The following is a 17401-nucleotide window of genomic DNA, read 5'->3' as shown; positions in this document are numbered from 1 at the left end:
CGGCTTTGGAGCTTCCCGCTTTCCTGAAGTCCGGGGAGGGAGTAATACCCAGCCTCGATGAGGATGATTCATCGAGGCTGGGGCTGGCCCATTGAGGGCTCGGTGATCGGTGCCGATCAGCGAGATTTGATACAAGACGACGCGCCGCCTGAACACGGGAACAAAGCAAAGCGACGGATGACCATCCATCTGATCAAACTCGCTGTCGGTGTGGACGATGCCGCCCATCTCCGCGCCCTTCAGCTCAATCGACTGCAGTCTTTTGGCGAAATATTCCACCGCACGCGGATGCGTCCGAAGCGGCAGGACGCGCTTTTGGACGGTGGATCGATTTATTGGGTCATCCATGGCTCCATCGCGGCTCGTCAGAAGCTGCTCGCCATTCGGGAAGACGAAGACGAAGACGGCCGCGCCTGCTGCCGGTTGGTCCTCGATCGGCAATTGGTCGAAACCTGCCGTCAACCCAGACGGGCGTTCCAGGGATGGCGCTATCTCGAGACCGCCGACGCGCCCGCCGACCTCTCCGAAACGGCGGGCACCGGGGATCCGCTGCCGCCGGAGATGATCGAGGAACTGAAACGCCTCGGCTTGTGGTGACGAGCGTCAGAGTCCCAAGGTCCTGGAGCGGTTTGCGATCGTATTGGATCATCGTTTTTCCGTCCCCCCCGGACTTGATCCGGGGGTCCATGGATTGCCGGGTCAAGCCCGGCAATGACGAAAGGGTAAGTGACCCAACGTGGTCGCAGATCACTCTAATGGGCGATATCCTCCAGTGCCAGGTTTCTCGTCCGCGGCCCCAGCAGCGCAATGTCGAGAGTGATGACGCACATGGCGGCCGCGATAAAGAGAAACACCCCCAGAACGCCGAAGCGATCCAGGAAGAAGGCGATGAGGAAAGCGTTGAAAATGGCCGAGAAGCGACTCCATGAATAGGCGAAGCCGACGGCCCGCGCCCGAATTCCCGTGGGGAACAACTCCGCCTGATAGGAATGATACGAATAGGACATGATATTCGATCCCAGGGTCAGGCAAATCCCCAGAACGATGATCAGGTTCGGATCCCTCACCTGGCTGAAAACAAGTCCTGACGCCATCACCATCATGGCGGCGATCATGATGACCGTCTTGCGTTCGAAACGATCGGCGATGAAGAGCCCGATAATCGGACCGATCGGGGCGGCGATGGCGATGATGCTGGTGTAGAGCAGGCTGTTCGTCACCGTCACGCCCTGCTTGACCACCAGGGTCGGGACCCAATTGGCGAAACCGTAGAAGCCGATGCTCTGGAAGATGTTGAAGACGATCATCATGAACATCCGCTTGCCGTAGGGCGCCCCCCACATATCGCCGAACCGGCCATGACGCGTCGCGGGAATCGAAGGGCCGGGCGGAGGCAGCGGTTGGCCGAATTCGGCCTCCACTTTGGCTTCCAACCTGGCCATGACGCGCTCCGCATCCTCGATCCGGCCGTTCTGGGTAAGCCAGCGCGGGCTTTCGGGCAGCCTTCGCCGGATCCACCAGACGAAGATGGCCCCGTGCGCCCCGATGAGCACGATCCAACGCCACCCGTCGATCCCGAAGGGCTCGGAGGGCACCAGAAGATAGGACAGAAACGATACGACCGGCACCGCCGTGAAACCGACGGCCTGACAGCAGGCGAAAGCCCGGCCGCGCAGATATTTCGGAGCGAGTTCGGAAAGATAGGTGCCGATGGTCACCATCTCGACGCCCAATCCGAGGCCGGAGACAAATCGCCAGCAGTTGATCCCGAGCGCGGTCGTCTGGAAGGCCATGACGACGTTGGCGAACGTGTACCACAGCAGGGAATAGGTGAAGATGGCGCGCCGCCCGAACTTGTCGGCGAGAACGCCGCAGCCGATGGTTCCGATGAACAGGCCGGAGAACAAGGCCGCTATGAAGCCGGCAATGCCCGAGGTCCCGAACAAGCCGGGCGTCGCCGGGGTGAAAATCCCGCTGCGGTACAAACCCGGCGCGACATATCCGGTAAACAGCAAATCATAGAGTTCAAAGAAAAACCCCAGACTGAGCAGCGAGATCAACAGCCAGACCGAGCGCGTCGGCGGAAGACGATCGAGGCGGGCCGAGATCTTCCCCGCAGCGATCAAATTCGCATCTTGCGGACCGTCCGCGAGTAATGGAGCCGCGATGCCCCGATCATCGCCGGAATCCATGTGAGCCTTGTTCATTAAATCCCCCCAAAAGTCTATCCCGGGCAAGCCGCCATGCGCCCTTCTCTCACGCCGAGCGTGCGACAGAATCACACCTGACGGGGATCACTCAACTCAATTTTCGATCGACCTCACGGACCAGCCGAGATCCGCGGGTCAGAAACAGGCGCGTCGCCCAATTCTTGCGATTGCTTAAACGCCTCCCCCTTTCCGGAAACCAAATCAAAAATGCAACGGATGCATTTCATCTTGAAACCAAAGCGCTGACAGCACCGCGCAAATCTTGGAAAAGGGATCTGGCACGAGCCTTGCTGAAATCAGTGCGGGAGCCTCGAAGAGGTGATCCGGGAAAGGACCAGCCCCGGTCACTCTTTTGGGGGCAACAAACCATCAATTCGGAGAAGGAAATGTCCACTTCCTATTTCAACGCCCGCTCTCTGGCCGGTTGGGCGGGAGATGTTTTCACCGCCGCCGGCATGGATGCCGACAAAGCATCCTGCGTGGCCGGCCTTCTTGTCACCGGCGAGATGCTGGGGCAACGGACTCATGGCATCGCCCTGTGCCCGCAATATGTCGAACAGATAGAAAAGGGACTGATGACGCCCAGCGGCACCCCCGAGGTGATCCGCGATTCCGGAGCGATCATGGTCTGGGATGGCCGCTATCTGCCGGGCCCCTGGCTGGTCAGCCACGCCATCTCGATGGCGGCCGACCGGCTTGCCGACCATGGTCAGGTCACCTGCGTCATCCGGCGCAGCCACCATATCGCCTGCCTGACATCGCTGATCAAGCAGGCAACCGACAAGGGCCTGGTGGCGATCCTGTGCTCGTCCGATCCGGCCTTCGGTTTCGTCGCCCCCTTTGGCGGCAAGGAACCATTGCTCACCCCCAATCCCATTGCCATCGGCTATCCGGGCAACGGGCAACCGGTCTGGGTGGATGCCAGCACCTCGATCACCACGGTCGGAATGGCCCGCCAGAAATCCGCCGCCGACATCCCCTTCGACCACCCTTGGCTGCTGAACGGCGAGGGAAAGCCGACCTGCGACCCCCATGTGCTGGACGTCGGCGCCAGCGGTACTCTGCTGCCTGTCGGCGGTCTGGAATACGGCCATAAGGGGTTCGGACTATCCCTGCTGGTCGAGGCGCTGACCCAGGGGCTGGCCGGATTCGGCCGGCAGGATTCGGAAAAGCGCTGGGGGGCCAATATTTTCCTGCAGATGCTCGATCCCGCCGCATTTGCCGGACGGGAAGAGTTCCTCCACCAGATGGATTACCTGACCGATCGCTGCCACGCGAACGCGCCGATCGACCCGGCCCGGCCGGTCCGCATGCCCGGAGAAATGGAACAGGCGCGCATCGCGACCGCCGAGAAGGAAGGGGTTCAGGTGATGCCGGTGGTCGTCGAAGCCTTGAAGGCGACCGCCGCACGCTACAACGTCGCCCTTCCCGCGACATTGTAAGGGAGGAAGCGATGATCATCGGCGTGATGTCGGACATGTTCGGCGGCACCAACCAGGGCATCCTGGTTCTCGTGACCTTCCTGGTGATATCAGCCGCCTTGACGGCCACCCTGCCCAACACCACGATAGCCACGGACAAATCATAAAGCCCGTGGCGAGCCCTCGCCTGGCTTCCAGGCGAGGGTTCAGGGAGGGTTTCGCGTGCCCAAAATTTTGCTGGTGAGCCCGATGCGGAGTTTGGCGGATCGGGCGTTGGCCGTCGCCGCCGACTTGGGAATCGGCCTTCAGGTGGAAATGGCCCGAGATGACGGCAGCGCCCTGACGGCGCTGTCCCTTCATCCAAAAACCGAGGTCGTGGTGACCCGGGGCGGTCTGGTCGATTGCATCAGGCAAATCGACACCGTCAGCGTCGTCCCCATTTCAACCTCGATAAGCCAATTGCTGACCCTGCTGCAGGATCTGTCCGCCCGGGGAATCCGTAAGGTGGGCGTCGTCAGCCGGGAAAGCCTGGTGGATTGCGACGTCGGCGATTTCAGCATCGCCAAGATGGAAATCAGCATCCGCTCCTGCACCGACGAGGATAGCGTCAAAACGACGGTGGCCGGCCTGGCCGGGCGGGGGATCGAGGCCATCATCGGCTGCCGGATGTCCTGCGCCGCCGCCCAGACCCATGAGATGATGGCTGTTTGCCTGGAAAGCGACGACTTTTCCATCCGCGTCGCCCTGCTCGAGGCGGCGCGTATCCAGGATGCACGTGATCAGGAAAAGCTGCATGGGGCGCAACTCAAGATCATCATCGACAATATCGAGGAGGGGGTTGTCGCCCTCTCCGACGCCGGCCGCGCCATTCTGCTTAACGAGCCGGCCCGGCGACTAGGCTTCGGCATGGCGGACGAGGCGCTGATCTCCCTTTTGCGCGGGTCGTCCGGCGAGCAGACGGCCATGGTGAACAGCCGCCATATCCTGGCCCGGTGCATTCCCCTGGACCTGGATGGCCGGAAATACGGCGAGGTCATCACATTCCTGGAGGCCACCAAGATCCAGGATTCGGAAGTCAAGGTGCGGGTCTCGGCGCGACAGAAGGGCTTCTACGCGAAGAACCGCTTCGAGGACATTGTCGGCAGGTCCGAGGTGATGCGGACACTTATCGAAAAGGCCAAAAGGTACGCCGGTTACGACGCCAACATCCTGATCCAGGGCGCGACCGGTACGGGAAAGGAAATCTTCGCCCAAAGCATCCATAACCATAGCCGATACCGGAATGGTCCGTTCGTCTCGGTCAACACCGCCTCGATTCCCCCCAGCCTGCTGGAAAGCGAGTTATTCGGCTATGTCGACGGCGCCTTCACCGGCGCGCGCAAGGGAGGCAAGCAGGGCCTGTTCGAGATGGCTCACAACGGCACCATCTTCCTCGACGAAATCGGCGAGTTGACCCAGGACATCCAAAGCCGGCTCCTGAGGGTTATCCAGGAAAAGGAGATCATGCGCATTGGGGACAACAAGATCATCCCCATCGATGTGAGGATCATCTGCGCGACCAACCGGAATTTGTTCGAGGACACGCAGACCGGACGGTTCCGCCAGGATCTTTATTACCGTATCCACGTACTCGGCATGCATTTACCGCCGCTGAGTTCCCGAACGGGGGACATTCCCCTGTTGCTGAATCATTATCTGCGCCAACTCAGCCCGACCGGCGCCGACACCATCCGGTTGACCGATGAGGCCTGGGCCATGTTGGAACGCTATGATTGGCCAGGCAACATCCGCCAGATCCGCAACGTGGCCGAAGTCATCAGCTATAGCGGCCTATCCCGGATAGAGGTTGCCCATGTGGCGGAAATCCTTGACGAGCAGGGGCGCGCCGGTGATCAGAACGGCCTCCTCACCCTTGAGGAGGGAGCGACACTCAAAGAGATCGAGGCCCGGGTGATCAGCGCCATGATGAGCCGCTACAGTCCCGAGGAAGCCTGCGTCCGACTGGGGATCAGCCGGGTCACCCTGTGGCGCAAGCTCAACCGCATGGGCGCGGCACCGGGGAAAGGCCCGGCGAGCCACTGACGTGACTCGCCTCAATGGCCCGAGCCATGACGCCCCCTGCTTCAGGTGGCACGAACCTCGGCGAGAAAGCGCGTCACCTCACCCCGCAGCTTCTGCGAGTCGGACGCCAGCGCATCGGCCGAGGTCAGCACCCGGCCGGCGCCTCTCTCGGTGTTTGTCGAGTTTTTGCTGATACCGCCGATATTGTTGGAAACCTGCTGCGTCCCCACCGCCGCTTGCTCGACATTACGGGCGATTTCCTGGGTGGCCGCTCCCTGCTCCTCGACCGCCGAGGCGATTCCCGAGGAAATCTGGCGAACCTGCTCGATGACGGTGGCGATTCCCTTGATCGCCTCGACGGTCTTGCGCGTTTCCTCCTGGACGGTGGCGATCTGCAGCCCGATCTCATCGGTGGCGCGCCCGGTTTGGTTTGCCAGGTTCTTGACCTCCCCCGCCACGACGGCGAAGCCCTTGCCCGCCTCGCCGGCCCTGGCCGCCTCGATGGTGGCGTTCAAGGCCAGCAAGTTGGTCTGGCTGGCGATGTCGGTGATCAGCTTGACCACCTCGCCGATCTTTTGCGCCGCGGAGGCAAGCCCCTGCACCATGTTGTTGGTGCGCACGGCCTCTTCCGAGGCCGCCGTCGAGATACGGGCCGATTCCGCCACTTGGCGCGATATCTCCGAGACGGATGACGACAATTCCTCGGCTGCCGAGGCCACGGTCTGCACATTCGCCGTCGCCTGTTCGGCGGCGGCGGCAACGGTCACCGCCTGAGCGGCGGACTCGGCCGCTCCCGACGACATCGAACGCGCCGTCGTCTGCAATTCGGTGGACGAGGATGAAACGGAATTAACCAGATCCATGACCCCCGCCTCGAAGGTATCGGCAAATCGTTGTATATCCTCGCGGCGCTTGGCCTCAGCCAACCTCTCGGCGTTGATATCGATGAGCGATCCGCACATCCGCGTGGGCTTACCCGAACCGTCCCGGCTAACGCCGCCCATGGCCCGGAACCAGTGATACAACCCGTCCTTCATTTTGAGCCGGTAGGCCACATCGTAATAGTCTTTCGAAGCGGAATGGCCGGAGAGACAATTCTTGAACGCCGCCATGGCCGTCGTCACGTCGTCAGGGTGAAGCCGGTCGGACCAGGAATTCGCCACATCGGGAAAGTCGGCAATGCCGGAAAATCCAAGAAGCCGGCGAAACTCGTTCGACCACTGCCACACGCTCTTCGGATGCATGGGGTCGCCGCCATGCAAATGCACGTTCCAAAGACCCACGCCGGCGCGGGTCTTGAGCAAAGCGAGAATTTCAGCGTCGTCTTTTTGCTGCGCTGAAGCCCTATTCGAAATCACCGTCGAGATAAACCGCCACATCATCAGTTCCCCTTAGGGGTTATGGACCGTCCAAACCCGCAAGACCACTTGGCCTTTGGCTCAGGATGGAACTTAGGGCATTGAATTATATTAATTTTTCAACGCTCTGGGAGGGCATGTGAGACCTTCGCCTCACCATCGCCGTCATAGTTCGGCTCGACATGGCCAACCACGCGACACAATCATAGGATGTCGGCTGACCCGGCCATCCGGATACCCGCGTCGAATCCGGACATGGCGATTATTGGTAGTGGTGCGCCGAATGAAAAAATCCATGCCGAACCGGCGACGGCCAACGAAATAACAAAATTGTGTAAATAATGACAACATATTAACAATTAAAATAAGAGCACAGGAAGTTGTTTAGAAAAAGAATATGTTTGATTTTTATAAATTTCAACAAAATTTCAATTTTTCTGAAATAAAGCAAAATCTATCAAACGATTACTGGCGAATAACCAGTCATTTTTAATGTTCCCATCCCAGAATAAGGCGGCGGCGAACGAATCGCATAACGGTGGCGAGGGAACTCGATTGAGTCGAACCAACCTGCGATAAGCAAGGCTCACCACAGGTTGGCATACGGGATCGGCAGCCGAGTCGCCTCCCTTTCGTGTCGTGGCTCAGGTCAGATGAGGCACCACACGAGGGCCATAACGGGGGCTTAATCCGAATGCTTCAATGCACGCGCTTTTGTGCCCGATATCCTATCGATGAGCGCCTCGCGCTCCATTCTTGACGGTGCCAGGCGCCGCTTGACCGCCGCGACCACGTCTGGGGACGCTTTCTCGGGCGTTCCGGCCTCATAAGGCGGCTGGGGGTCGTATTCCAGGCTGAGCTGAATTGCTTCCGCCAACGACTGGTCAACCAGTTCGGCAACGACCGTAAGGGCAAAATCGATTCCTGCGGTGACCCCGCCGGCGGTAATGAGGTTTCCATCCCGCACGACGCGCCGATGAACGGGAACGGCCCCGAACTTTTCAAGAAAATCATGGGCATGCCAATGTGTCGTCGCCCGGCGCCCCTCAAGGAGTCCGGCGGCGGCGAGCACCAGGGCTCCGGTGCAGACCGAGGTCACGTATTTCGCCCCGGCGGCCTTCTCCCGCACGAAGTCGAGAACGTCTTCGTCCCCGAGCAGAGCGTTGACGCCGGCCCCTCCCGGAATACAGAGGACATCCAGCGAGGGGGTTTCCTCGAAGGTTCGCGTCGGCGTCAGCGCAAGGCCGGTGGACGAGAGAAGCGCCGCCCGCTCTTTCCAGATCAGATGAACGGAAGCGCCGGGAATCGAGGCGAAGATCTCGTAGGGACCGGTCAGATCGAGTTGCTGGACGGCGGGAAAGACAAGAATGCCGATTTGGAGAGACATGATGATGCCCTTATTTCGGGATTGACGAGCCGATCCTAACCGATCACCGTTTGGCGGTTATGCCAATGCTCCCTCGTTTCACGCCACACCATCCATTGCGAGTCGAGATACTCGCCTACCCGGACGTGCAGCTTCTCGATGTCGCCGGCCCGCTCCAGGTCTTCGCTTCGGCCAATGATCTTGCCCGAGGGGCCGGAAACGCGCCGCCCTACGCGCCGGTGGTCGTGGCGGCGGAGGGGCGTTTCGTCACCACCTCGGCCGGCTTGGGCCTGGCCGCCGAACCGCTCCCCGAGCCAGCCCTTCCGCTCGACACACTGATCGTCTCCGGCGGATTCGGCGTCAATCAAGCCTGCACGGACGTCCGATCGGTCGAATGGATCACGGCGCGGGCAATCGTCGCAAGGCGGGTGGCCTCGGTCTGCAGCGGGGCCTTTTTGCTGGCCACCGCCGGGCTTCTGGAAGGACGCCGGGCGGTAACCCACTGGCGTCGCTGCCGCGAATTCGCCGATCGATTTCCCTCCGTTCGGCTGGAACCCGACCCCATATTCCTCCGGGACGGAAAATTCTGGACCTCCGCCGGCGTCACCGCGGGAATTGACCTGACCCTGGCCCTGGTCGAAGCCGATCTGGGCCGGACCGTCGCTTTGGCGGTGGCTCGCCAACTGGTGGTATTTCTGAAGCGTCCCGGCGGCCAAAGCCAGTTCAGCTCCGCTCTTGCCTTACAGCAAGGCGGCGATGAGGCCTTTGAGCGGCTTCACGCCCACATTGCCGACAATCTGCGCGGCGATCTGTCGGTCGCCGCCCTGGCGCGGATCGCCGCGATGAGCGAGCGGAGTTTCATCCGGCACTATCGCCAGGCCACCGGCTCGACGCCGGCCCGCGGCGTCGAGCGGATCCGCGTCGAGGCGGCGCGCCAGATGCTGGAAACGAACCAGCCGGTGAAGCGGGTTGCCGCGCGCTGCGGGTTCGGTTCGGAAGAAACCATGCGCCGCAGCTTCCTGCGCCTTCTTGGGACGACGCCACAGGCCTACCGCGAGCGTTTTGCGTCGCCGGGAGAGTAATACGGATTTCGGGGTCAGCGCCGGTCCCTGGCCCCGCAGTCGGGCAGCATCCGGATCAACGCCTTGCACAGCTTGGCCCCGTCGACATCCGACAGCCCCTTGGCCCACAGCCTGAGGAACTTGCCCCTGCCCGGCAGGGTCACCGGTGTCAGCTCCGGTGTCGCCTTTTGCAGCAGGGGCGAGATCTTGGCCAGTTCCTTCCAACCGGTCAGGGCGGTGTCCTGATCGCGATAGGACGCCAGATAGACCGCCCGGGGAGAAGGCGCGTCCCCCTCTGATCGGGCCGGCGGCGGCTCGACGGCACTGCTCTCCTTGACCGATTGCTCGGGCGCGGGCGCGTCGGCCTGGCGGGCCAGCCGCAGCGTCCCGCCGCCGACATGGGCCAGCAGGCTGCCGTCCCTAACCGCCAGATATTGGCCGAATGCCGCCGGTCCGCAGGTGACCGACAGGCGGGGCCGGATCTGCCGCAGGGACTCGGCCGTGGATTTGTCCAGCCCCAGGAAGGCGGCTTCGCTCGCGCCGTCCCCCCGGAACGACGGAGCGACGCAGGTCCGGCCGTCCAGATCGGTGGCAACGGCCTCGCCCAGCTCCAGGCGCTGACCGACCGGCGGCCGAGGCCGCTGGCCGGACTGGGCCGATCCGTAGGCTTCCGTCACCACCCACCGGCCGAGCCAGGGCCGCAGGTCCTCGCCGCCCAGGGGCATGGATGGCGCCCCGGCCGGTTCGGCCAAGGACGAAGGTTTGGTGTCGGCCGGAGGCGGCCCGGCGGATTCGGAGGCGCAGGCCGCCAGCAGCAGGGGCAGAAGACACGCCGGATAAACCGATCTCTTCATGGATGCGCCCTTCCCTTACAAGAGGTCGAGCAGCAGTTTGCGCCGGTTCAGGGGCTGCACCGGGCGGGCATTGTTGGGGAACAGCTTGGCGAACGCGCCGATCTGCTCGGCCGAGGCGGTGATCGGCGTGCGATAGACCACCCAGGAGACGATTTCCGAACAGGGCGGCGTCGTCAGCGACCCGGCATAGCGGAAGCTGGTGCCGTCCTTGGGCAGCAGAGTGGCCGGCTGCAGTTGCACCTCGGCCTTGGTTGTCTCCCCGGCCTTGTCCGGCAGGTGTCGCCAGATGGTCTCCAGGGTGCCGTCGGCCTCGCCCCGGGCGATCATCACGCCCAGCACCGCCAGACTGCCGTCGGCGGAGCGATGAACGAAATGCGCCTCCATCTCGAAAGCGGTGCCGGCGATGAGATGTTCGCTGGGATGATGAAAATGATATTGGATCAGCTCGTAGGAAACGCCGTCCAACTCCAGGCTGCTGCCCTTGGCGCAATTGACCTGGATGGTGTGGCCGTTGTTGACCACCTCCAGCGGCATCGGCGACCAGCGCGGAGCGGGAGCCTGCAGGAGAGAGGCGATGGGCTGATCGAGATTGACCGGCGACTGTTCGCGCCCGGCACCGCAGGCGGCATAGTCGGACGACAATTGGCCCCATTTGTCGGGAGCTCCGGCCCCTTCATACTCCCAGTGCGGAGGATGGGCCGCGGCGGAACCGGCATGGGCGCCGCCGTGTGGTTCCTCGGCCGCGAAAGCGGCCCGGGCCGCCAGTTCGCAGCAAACGGGGCAGATCATCGCCGCATGGGCGAAATGACGGAGAAAAGCTCGACGTTCCATCCCAGACTCCTCCATTCTTATCTAAAGATACCGAAGGATACCGACCGCCTTTTTCCCGCGGACAAGGGAAGAATGCGGATGGGCGCCGTAAGAGACGCGCCCGCGCCGACTGTCCCGTCCAGATTGCCCTATAAACGTAAGTATTCGATGAATCCTCCAGGGTCCTCCCGACGCCGGTGTGAAAATCCGGGCGCCGGGTCGGAGCGGCTCAGCGCGGATCCGCCGCTTTGGCCGTCATCAGCAGATAGAGCAGGCTGCTGACCGCCGCCGAACTGAGGAAGCTGAGATCCACCCCATCCGCCAGATTGGCGAGCGGACCGGTGAAGATGTCGGTCCCGACGAACAACAGGCCGACCACCACGCCGACCACCCAGGCCAGGATCGCCCGTAGATTGTAGCCGCCCTGATACCAATAGGCGCCCCGCCGGCCTTCGAAGGCCTGCAGATCGGCCACCGCGAAACGTCCGCCGGCCCGCCAGTAGCCCAACACGTTGATGGCGATCCACGGCGTCACCAGCACGGTGACCAGCGAGCAAAGCGCCTCGGTCGAGCTGGTCATGTCGAAGACCACCAGCCCGAGCCAGCCCAGAACGATCCCCACCCCGCCGAAGAGGAAGGACACCTGGACCCGCCGCAACCGCCACAGAAGGGCATGCAGGTCGAGTGTGCCGTTGTAGGCATTGAGCCCGGCATTGGTGACGTTGCCGATCAGCCCGACCAGAATCACGGGCAGCACCAACGCCAGCGGCAGGACCGCGACCATCCGTGACAGCACCTCGCCGCCGCCGGCCAACGCCAGCGCGATGAAGGCACCGCAGGAGAGCGAGACCACCGTCCCCGTCACCATGCCGAACAGGCCCCAGCCGAACAGGGCGCGGCCGCAAGTCCGGGCGGGCATATAGCGCGTGTAGTCGCTGGCGAAGGGGGCATAGGAAATGGCATTGGAAATCGCCATCATGGTCGACAGCGCCCAGGTCGGCCAGAAGCCGCCGAGCAGATAACCGCTGTCCGCCGGGGCCCCGGTGAAGGCGGAAGCGGCGCAGACCACCAGCGCCGCCATGGAAAACACGTTGGTGACGGCGGTAAGCTTGGCCAGCAGCACCAGCGTGGCATGACCGAGGGCGTTCACCAGAAGCACCAGACCGGTGACCACCGCCAGTCCGATGGTCAGGGCCACGGCGTCGGCCGGCGTGTTCCAGAGGCGGGCGGCGGCGGCAACGAGCGGCGGCGTGCTGACCCAGAGCTGCAGGGCGAAAAAGCCCAGGGTGATCACCTGGGTGATGAGCGAACCGACATAGCGGCCACGGATGCCGAAGAAGGCGCAACTGGTGACGGTGGCGTTGGTGCCGGCCTTGGGTCCGATCATGGCGAGGACCGCGAATCCCAGCGAGCCGAGCAGCGATCCCACCAGGATGGACGAGAAAGCCCCCCACCAGGAGAGTCCCCAGGCCACCGGCAGCGAGCCGACCAGGATCGAGCCATAGCAGAGTTGGCCTCCGAAAAAGACCCAGGCGAGATCGCGCGGGCGGGACCGCCGTTCGCTTTCGGGGATGAAATCAACGCCGCGGGTTTCCACCCGGCCCACCCGGTCCAGTCCGAGCGCCGACGCCGCAACAGACGATGCTGCTTCCATGACCCTTGAAATCCTTCCGTTCCCTCGCGCGAGGACATCTGTTGAGCGCGAAAAATCAAACCGATCTGTTCTTATTTGAACAACGAAAAGCCCGCCAGTCATTTCGGATCGGCGGGCCTTTTTGTATTTGGCTGCGGGGCCAATCAACCATCTTGATCTGTTGATGGTCGCAAGGTGCTGATAGCCGGCTCAGACGTCGTTCCCATGAATAGCCGCAGACACCGATCAGCCCAACAGAGAAAGGGGCCCGGCTATCCCTGTCCAGCCCACGGGGTCCACTCCATTCGTCCAAGCCCTTCGGAAATCTTCAAGGCGGTGGCCGCGACGGTGTTTCCAATGCGCTCGATGTCGCCGCCGGCCACCTGCGACACCATCATGGTGACGCTGATGGCGGCGATCACCGTCCCGGAATGATCGAAAATGGGTGCCGCCACACAGCAGATCCCCAAGTCGCATTCCTCGTTGTCCAGAGCAAACCCCCTCACCCGAGTCCGCTTGAGCTCGTCAAAGAGCGCTTCCGCCGTACCGATCGACCGCGGTGTTCGAAGTGGCAGCCCCTCCCCGATCAGATCGTCGACAACTTGCCTGGGCGAATAGGCGAGAATCGCTTTGCCGATGGCCGTCGTCGAGGCTTCCCGTCTCTGACCGATGGACGAAACGATGCGAACCACCTGTGTCGATTCGACTTTGTCGATATAGACGATCCAATGCTTATCCATGATCCCAAGATGGGCCATGAAGCCGATGTCATCGACGAGTTCGCGCATGAACGGCTGAGCGATGCGTCGCAGGTCCAAGCCACCAAGACATTGGGCGCTCAGCACCAGCAGTTTTGGACCAAGTCTATAGCGGCCACTGGCTTCGTCCTGAGTGGCGAATCCGAAACGCCTCAATTCGCCGAGAAGGCGATGCACCGTCGGGCGAGGATGGCCCGTGTGCTCGACAAGATCCGTCAAGCGGACACCATCGTCGGATTTAAGCCCGAGTTCGCCCAGCGCCACCAGGATTTCGAGCGTCTTGTCGGCCGAGCTTTGCCGGCGCCCCTCGTCCTCGGGCTGAGCGTTGTCTGCTGGCGAAACAGGCGGATGCATAAATCAGACTCTCCCTATGTCATCCACATAACAGACTCACCAACCACTATATAGACATTGTTCCTCTGGAACGAATACCGGTGAAACCTTGATCAGAGCCCGGCTTCTTCTCCCAGGGCCAGACTTTGCGATAACCATTCCGCTCAAGGCAAGCTCAGGGACTGCTTGAGCGAAGGGAAAACCCCACCGGTCAGAGCCGGATCGAGGTGCCGGTCGGCAAAGAGGAGACAATCGCGCATGTCCTTCCGATTGCCGCCGACGGGGATGCGTCCGTGCCGGCTGAGAAGGAAGAAACGCTTGCCGGCAACGGCCTCGACCCCGTCCACGTCATCCCAGCGCAGCGACCGGCGCCGGCCGATCGGATCGACATAAAGCAGCCCCGTCTCGCTCAGATCGAGCCGTTTGACGCTTCCATAGAGCATGAGATAGGCCCCCAGCACGATGCTCAGCAGCAGGAAAAGCGCGACATTGAGTTCGGCATCGGACCGCCCTCCGAACATCAGCGGAAAGGCGAAGCCGATTCCGATCAGGACGGCCGTTTCAAGCCACAAAAAGCCCCCCATCCAGAGAGTGATGACCGGTTCCTTCAGACGTATGGCCACCTCCGGACCCGGCAGGGCGCGCCCATGCCGCCGGCAAAACGCCGCGACGACGACGACACTCGCCGCAAGCACGGCGCTCAGCAGGTACAGCATGATCCGGCTCCATTGGTTTTTTCAGGATGGAAGTGGCCGACGGCGGCCGCGTGGATGTCCAAGGCCTTTGTCCTCTCCGTCGCCCAAAACAGAACGAAGGTCAAGACGAATGGAGCGAATGGCGCCCCCGTCAACCGTCGCGCGAAGGCCATCGCGGCGATCTCACCCAACGCAAGGATTCTGCTTTTCCCTTCAAATAGACCCAGCTTCCAGGTCGTCAGCAACTTTTGCGACGTCGGAAGTTCAGGTTTCACCATCTCAAAATAGTGGAAAAGCTCATGCCCGACCAGCACCTCATAAAGGGAGACCCCACCCAGAGCCGCCCTTTGCCCGGTCCGCTCCAGGAGCGCATCGGCGGCCGCCACGGCGGCGACATCGACCCGGATCGACCGAGGTTCCGTGAAGGAGGCGAACGGGCCATCCGTCTCCTCGCCGAGGGTAAGGCCCAGGGATTGAGCCAACGCCGAGGGCCGCCGCTCCGGCGTCCCTCCGACGTGGTTTTCGGCCAGATCATGGCCGACGGAACACGCCATCCGACACAAAGGCTCTTTCCTGTCTTCAGGAATGCGCCGGATGAGCGTATCGGCCTCCAGAACAAGACGGTCCCAGACCCACTCCGGGACCGTCAGAAGCTGGCTGAACAGGACCTCGAAGCTCTCGTCAGGAGGCACTCTGCGCCCCGATGAGGATGACCTGATCGCTGGGGTCAAGCTCGGAGAACTCACTGCGCATGATAACCTTTAACTGATCCAGGCTGATCGTGTTGGCATAATCGAGGACCTTGCCCCCGGCGCACAGATAAAGGTCGGGCGTACGTTGCATTTCGGTCTTGTAGGTAATCATCGAATTCCACATCTCCTCGACCTGTTCCTCCCATTGGCCGATCCCGATCCTGACGGCGCGGGCGTTGGAGCGTTGGACACGGATGAAGCCCTTGCGGTCAAGCAGGCGGATCAGCGTCTTGCCGTCCTTGTCGGCGGAAAAGACGTAGAAGACATCGTCCTTGACGGTGCATTCCAGATCGGAGGCCGGCAGATCCATGGATTGCGCGGCGAGGGCGCGCGCCTCCTCCTCGCTGCAGGCCTTGAGCAGATCCGTCGTCTGTACTTCGTTGGATCCCAGGGCGATCGCCGTGACCTTGCTGGTCTGCGGATCGATCTCGATATGCACCTCGATCGAATCGGGAACGGCACCGTTCTTGATGGCGAGGTTCTTCGCCTCCTTCTTGATCGCCGAGATGTCCTGGCTGGTCGGATTGGGAATAACCCGCTCGACGACGTCGCGAATCATCGCCAGAGCCACGCCGATCGAAGAAATGACCTCGGCATATTGTGGAATGGAATATTTGAGCTTCATCTGCTCGGCCGTATAGGGCAGCAGGGCCGCAGCGCCGCCGCCGACCCCGACCAGCGAAACCTGATCCGGCTCCAACTTATATTTTTCGGTGAGTTCGTCGATGACCGGCTGGATCTTTTCATGAGCCTTTTGCAGGATCTGCCGCGCGCATTCCTCCACCGAAACGCCAAGATAGTCCGCCAGGGGCTGCATGCAGGCACGGGCCGAGGCGGGAATGCCATAGCTGTAATCGCCCTCCTTGGCATAACCCAGGACATTGGCGGCACAACTGTTGGTGATGGTTACACGCTTGGTCTCGGAAATCTTGATGCGCACATAGTCCGCCGGATCGCCGTCCTTCGGTGCGAAAAACTCCAGCTCCGGCTTGATGATTTCCTCAAGCGGCGTAAACACGGCGTAACCGAGGCCGCCGATGTGCGCGCTGCGCGGGCCGACATCGACCAGAGCGCCATTCGCCGCCCTCACCATGGATCCGCCCGCCACGCCGAGAACATGCACGTCAAGCGAGTTGACGTAGGTCCGATGGCCGCCGAGGACCGTATATTCGACGGCGGGCCGGCCGTTCTTGATGACGCCGATGTTCGTCGAGGTGCCGCCAACCTCGAAATAGACGCCGTTGGAGGCGCGCAGATACATCAGGGCGCCGACAACGCTTGCCGCGGGACCGGAAAGCATGGTCAGGACCGGACGCTTCTTCATCTCGGAAAGGTCCATCACCCCGCCGTCGCCACGCATGATCATCAGCGGTTTGTCGATCCCGGCGCTACGAACGGCCTGATCGGTCGACGTCGCCGTGTTCAACATCTTGGGCAGGATGGAGGCGTTGATGGCGGCGGTCCGCGTCCGTCGCGTCAAACCATAGAGCTTGGAAATGTCCGAGGCGACGGTCACGAGAAGATCCATCTCCTCGCCGACCTCGCGAACGGCCTCCTCCTCGTGGATGGAGTCCACGCCGAAGGCCTTCGAGGCCACGATCACCGATGCGCCTTTGTCGATCAGGGCCTTGATGGCCGCCTTGATGGCCGGGGGATTGGCCGCCTTCTGGTTGAGGTAATTGTGGCAGATGCGAATATGGCGACCGGTTTTCAGATCGATATCGGGGATTCGCGTCTGCCGCTTCGACAACATGCCGATGATCCCTCCGGGACCGATGCCCAGGATACCGACGTTGGCGACATCTCCCTCAAGCAGTGCATTGGTCGCCTGAGTCGTCGAATGAGCAATGAAAACCACGCTCTGCGGAGAGATATTGTTCTGAGTGAGGCAATTACGGAAACATTCTATGACACCGGCGGCGACGCCCATTTCGTGGTCGTGCGTGGTCTTCACGACGCTTTGGCCGACGATCTCGTGCGTGGCGTTGTCAATGGCGACCGCCTTGGTGTGCGTGCCGCCAACGTCGATGCCCACTCTTACTTCTTGAACCATACCTTCCTCCAGTAAAGCCCGGCCGATTGGCGATCG

Annotated in this window: 15 protein-coding genes; 5 read left to right on the top strand and 10 right to left on the bottom strand. The window is 62.0% G+C overall.

The genetic code is table 11. From position 1 onward, the window contains the following. Positions 1–177 precede the first annotated feature (177 nt). Positions 178–597, top strand: a complete 420-nt coding sequence (locus tag CWS72_RS10060) for a DUF1489 family protein (RefSeq protein ID WP_101250537.1) — start codon at positions 178–180, stop codon at positions 595–597. Positions 598–752: 155 nt separating this feature from the next. Here CWS72_RS10060 and CWS72_RS10055 read toward each other — a convergent pair whose 3' ends face one another. Next, positions 753–2207 (bottom strand): MFS transporter, encoded by a 1455-nt coding sequence (locus CWS72_RS10055; protein WP_241911664.1) that lies wholly within the window; start codon positions 2205–2207, stop codon positions 753–755. A gap of 389 nt (positions 2208–2596) precedes the next feature. On the opposite strand from CWS72_RS10055, the gene CWS72_RS10050 reads away from it, so the two are divergent. Genes CWS72_RS10050 through CWS72_RS10045 form a run of 3 tightly spaced genes read left to right on the top strand, consistent with a single transcriptional unit; the run spans position 2597 to position 5713 of the window. Continuing rightward, positions 2597–3652 carry an Ldh family oxidoreductase gene (locus CWS72_RS10050; RefSeq protein ID WP_101250469.1) on the top strand — a complete coding sequence of 352 codons (1056 nt, stop codon included), beginning with the start codon at positions 2597–2599 and terminating at the stop codon, positions 3650–3652. Positions 3653–3663: 11 nt separating this feature from the next. Continuing rightward, positions 3664–3798 carry a hypothetical protein gene (locus CWS72_RS28605; protein WP_274540594.1) on the top strand — a complete coding sequence of 45 codons (135 nt, stop codon included), beginning with the start codon at positions 3664–3666 and terminating at the stop codon, positions 3796–3798. A gap of 55 nt (positions 3799–3853) precedes the next feature. Then, positions 3854–5713 (top strand): sigma 54-interacting transcriptional regulator, encoded by a 1860-nt coding sequence (locus tag CWS72_RS10045; RefSeq protein ID WP_146002700.1) that lies wholly within the window; start codon positions 3854–3856, stop codon positions 5711–5713. A 41-nt stretch (positions 5714–5754) separates the two neighbouring features. Here the strand turns inward: CWS72_RS10045 and CWS72_RS10040 are convergent, their stop codons facing one another. Both CWS72_RS10040 and CWS72_RS10035 read right to left on the bottom strand, forming a co-directional pair. Then, positions 5755–7071 carry a methyl-accepting chemotaxis protein gene (locus tag CWS72_RS10040; protein WP_101250536.1) on the bottom strand — a complete coding sequence of 439 codons (1317 nt, stop codon included), beginning with the start codon at positions 7069–7071 and terminating at the stop codon, positions 5755–5757. A gap of 664 nt (positions 7072–7735) precedes the next feature. Continuing rightward, complete coding sequence (locus tag CWS72_RS10035; RefSeq protein WP_101250467.1) at positions 7736–8437, bottom strand: DJ-1/PfpI family protein; 702 nt, start codon at positions 8435–8437, stop codon at positions 7736–7738. 65 nt (positions 8438–8502) lie between these two features. Here CWS72_RS10035 and CWS72_RS10030 point away from each other — a divergent pair, with 65 nt between their 5' ends. Continuing rightward, on the top strand, positions 8503–9498 hold the full coding sequence (locus CWS72_RS10030; protein ID WP_199175627.1) for a GlxA family transcriptional regulator: 996 nt from the start codon (positions 8503–8505) through the stop codon (positions 9496–9498). 14 nt (positions 9499–9512) lie between these two features. Here CWS72_RS10030 and CWS72_RS10025 read toward each other — a convergent pair whose 3' ends face one another. From CWS72_RS10025 to CWS72_RS09995, 7 genes are all read right to left on the bottom strand, one after another. Continuing rightward, the gene (locus CWS72_RS10025) at positions 9513–10331 is read right to left on the bottom strand and encodes a hypothetical protein (protein ID WP_101250465.1); all 819 of its coding nucleotides are present in this window, start codon (positions 10329–10331) and stop codon (positions 9513–9515) included. Between the two features lie 15 nt (positions 10332–10346). Beyond that, on the bottom strand, positions 10347–11162 hold the full coding sequence (locus CWS72_RS10020) for a carbonic anhydrase (RefSeq protein ID WP_101250464.1): 816 nt from the start codon (positions 11160–11162) through the stop codon (positions 10347–10349). 208 nt (positions 11163–11370) lie between these two features. After that, complete coding sequence (locus tag CWS72_RS10015) at positions 11371–12795, bottom strand: purine-cytosine permease family protein (RefSeq protein ID WP_158240581.1); 1425 nt, start codon at positions 12793–12795, stop codon at positions 11371–11373. A 251-nt stretch (positions 12796–13046) separates the two neighbouring features. Further along, positions 13047–13886 (bottom strand): IclR family transcriptional regulator, encoded by an 840-nt coding sequence (locus CWS72_RS10010; protein ID WP_101250462.1) that lies wholly within the window; start codon positions 13884–13886, stop codon positions 13047–13049. Positions 13887–14029: 143 nt separating this feature from the next. Then, a complete protein-coding gene (locus tag CWS72_RS10005) occupies positions 14030–14581 on the bottom strand; it encodes a PH domain-containing protein (protein ID WP_101250461.1) in 552 nt (183 codons plus the stop codon). Continuing rightward, positions 14566–15252, bottom strand: a complete 687-nt coding sequence (locus tag CWS72_RS10000) for a hypothetical protein (protein WP_101250460.1) — start codon at positions 15250–15252, stop codon at positions 14566–14568. The genes CWS72_RS10005 and CWS72_RS10000 overlap by 16 nt, the downstream gene beginning before the upstream one ends. Beyond that, on the bottom strand, positions 15242–17365 hold the full coding sequence (locus tag CWS72_RS09995) for a hydantoinase/oxoprolinase family protein (protein ID WP_101250459.1): 2124 nt from the start codon (positions 17363–17365) through the stop codon (positions 15242–15244). The genes CWS72_RS10000 and CWS72_RS09995 overlap by 11 nt, the downstream gene beginning before the upstream one ends. Positions 17366–17401: the final 36 nt, after the last annotated feature.

The sequence above is a fragment of the Telmatospirillum siberiense genome (assembly GCF_002845745.1).
Classification (GTDB): domain Bacteria; phylum Pseudomonadota; class Alphaproteobacteria; order Rhodospirillales; family Magnetospirillaceae; genus Telmatospirillum; species Telmatospirillum siberiense.
This window is presented reverse-complemented; position numbering and strand designations above follow the sequence as displayed.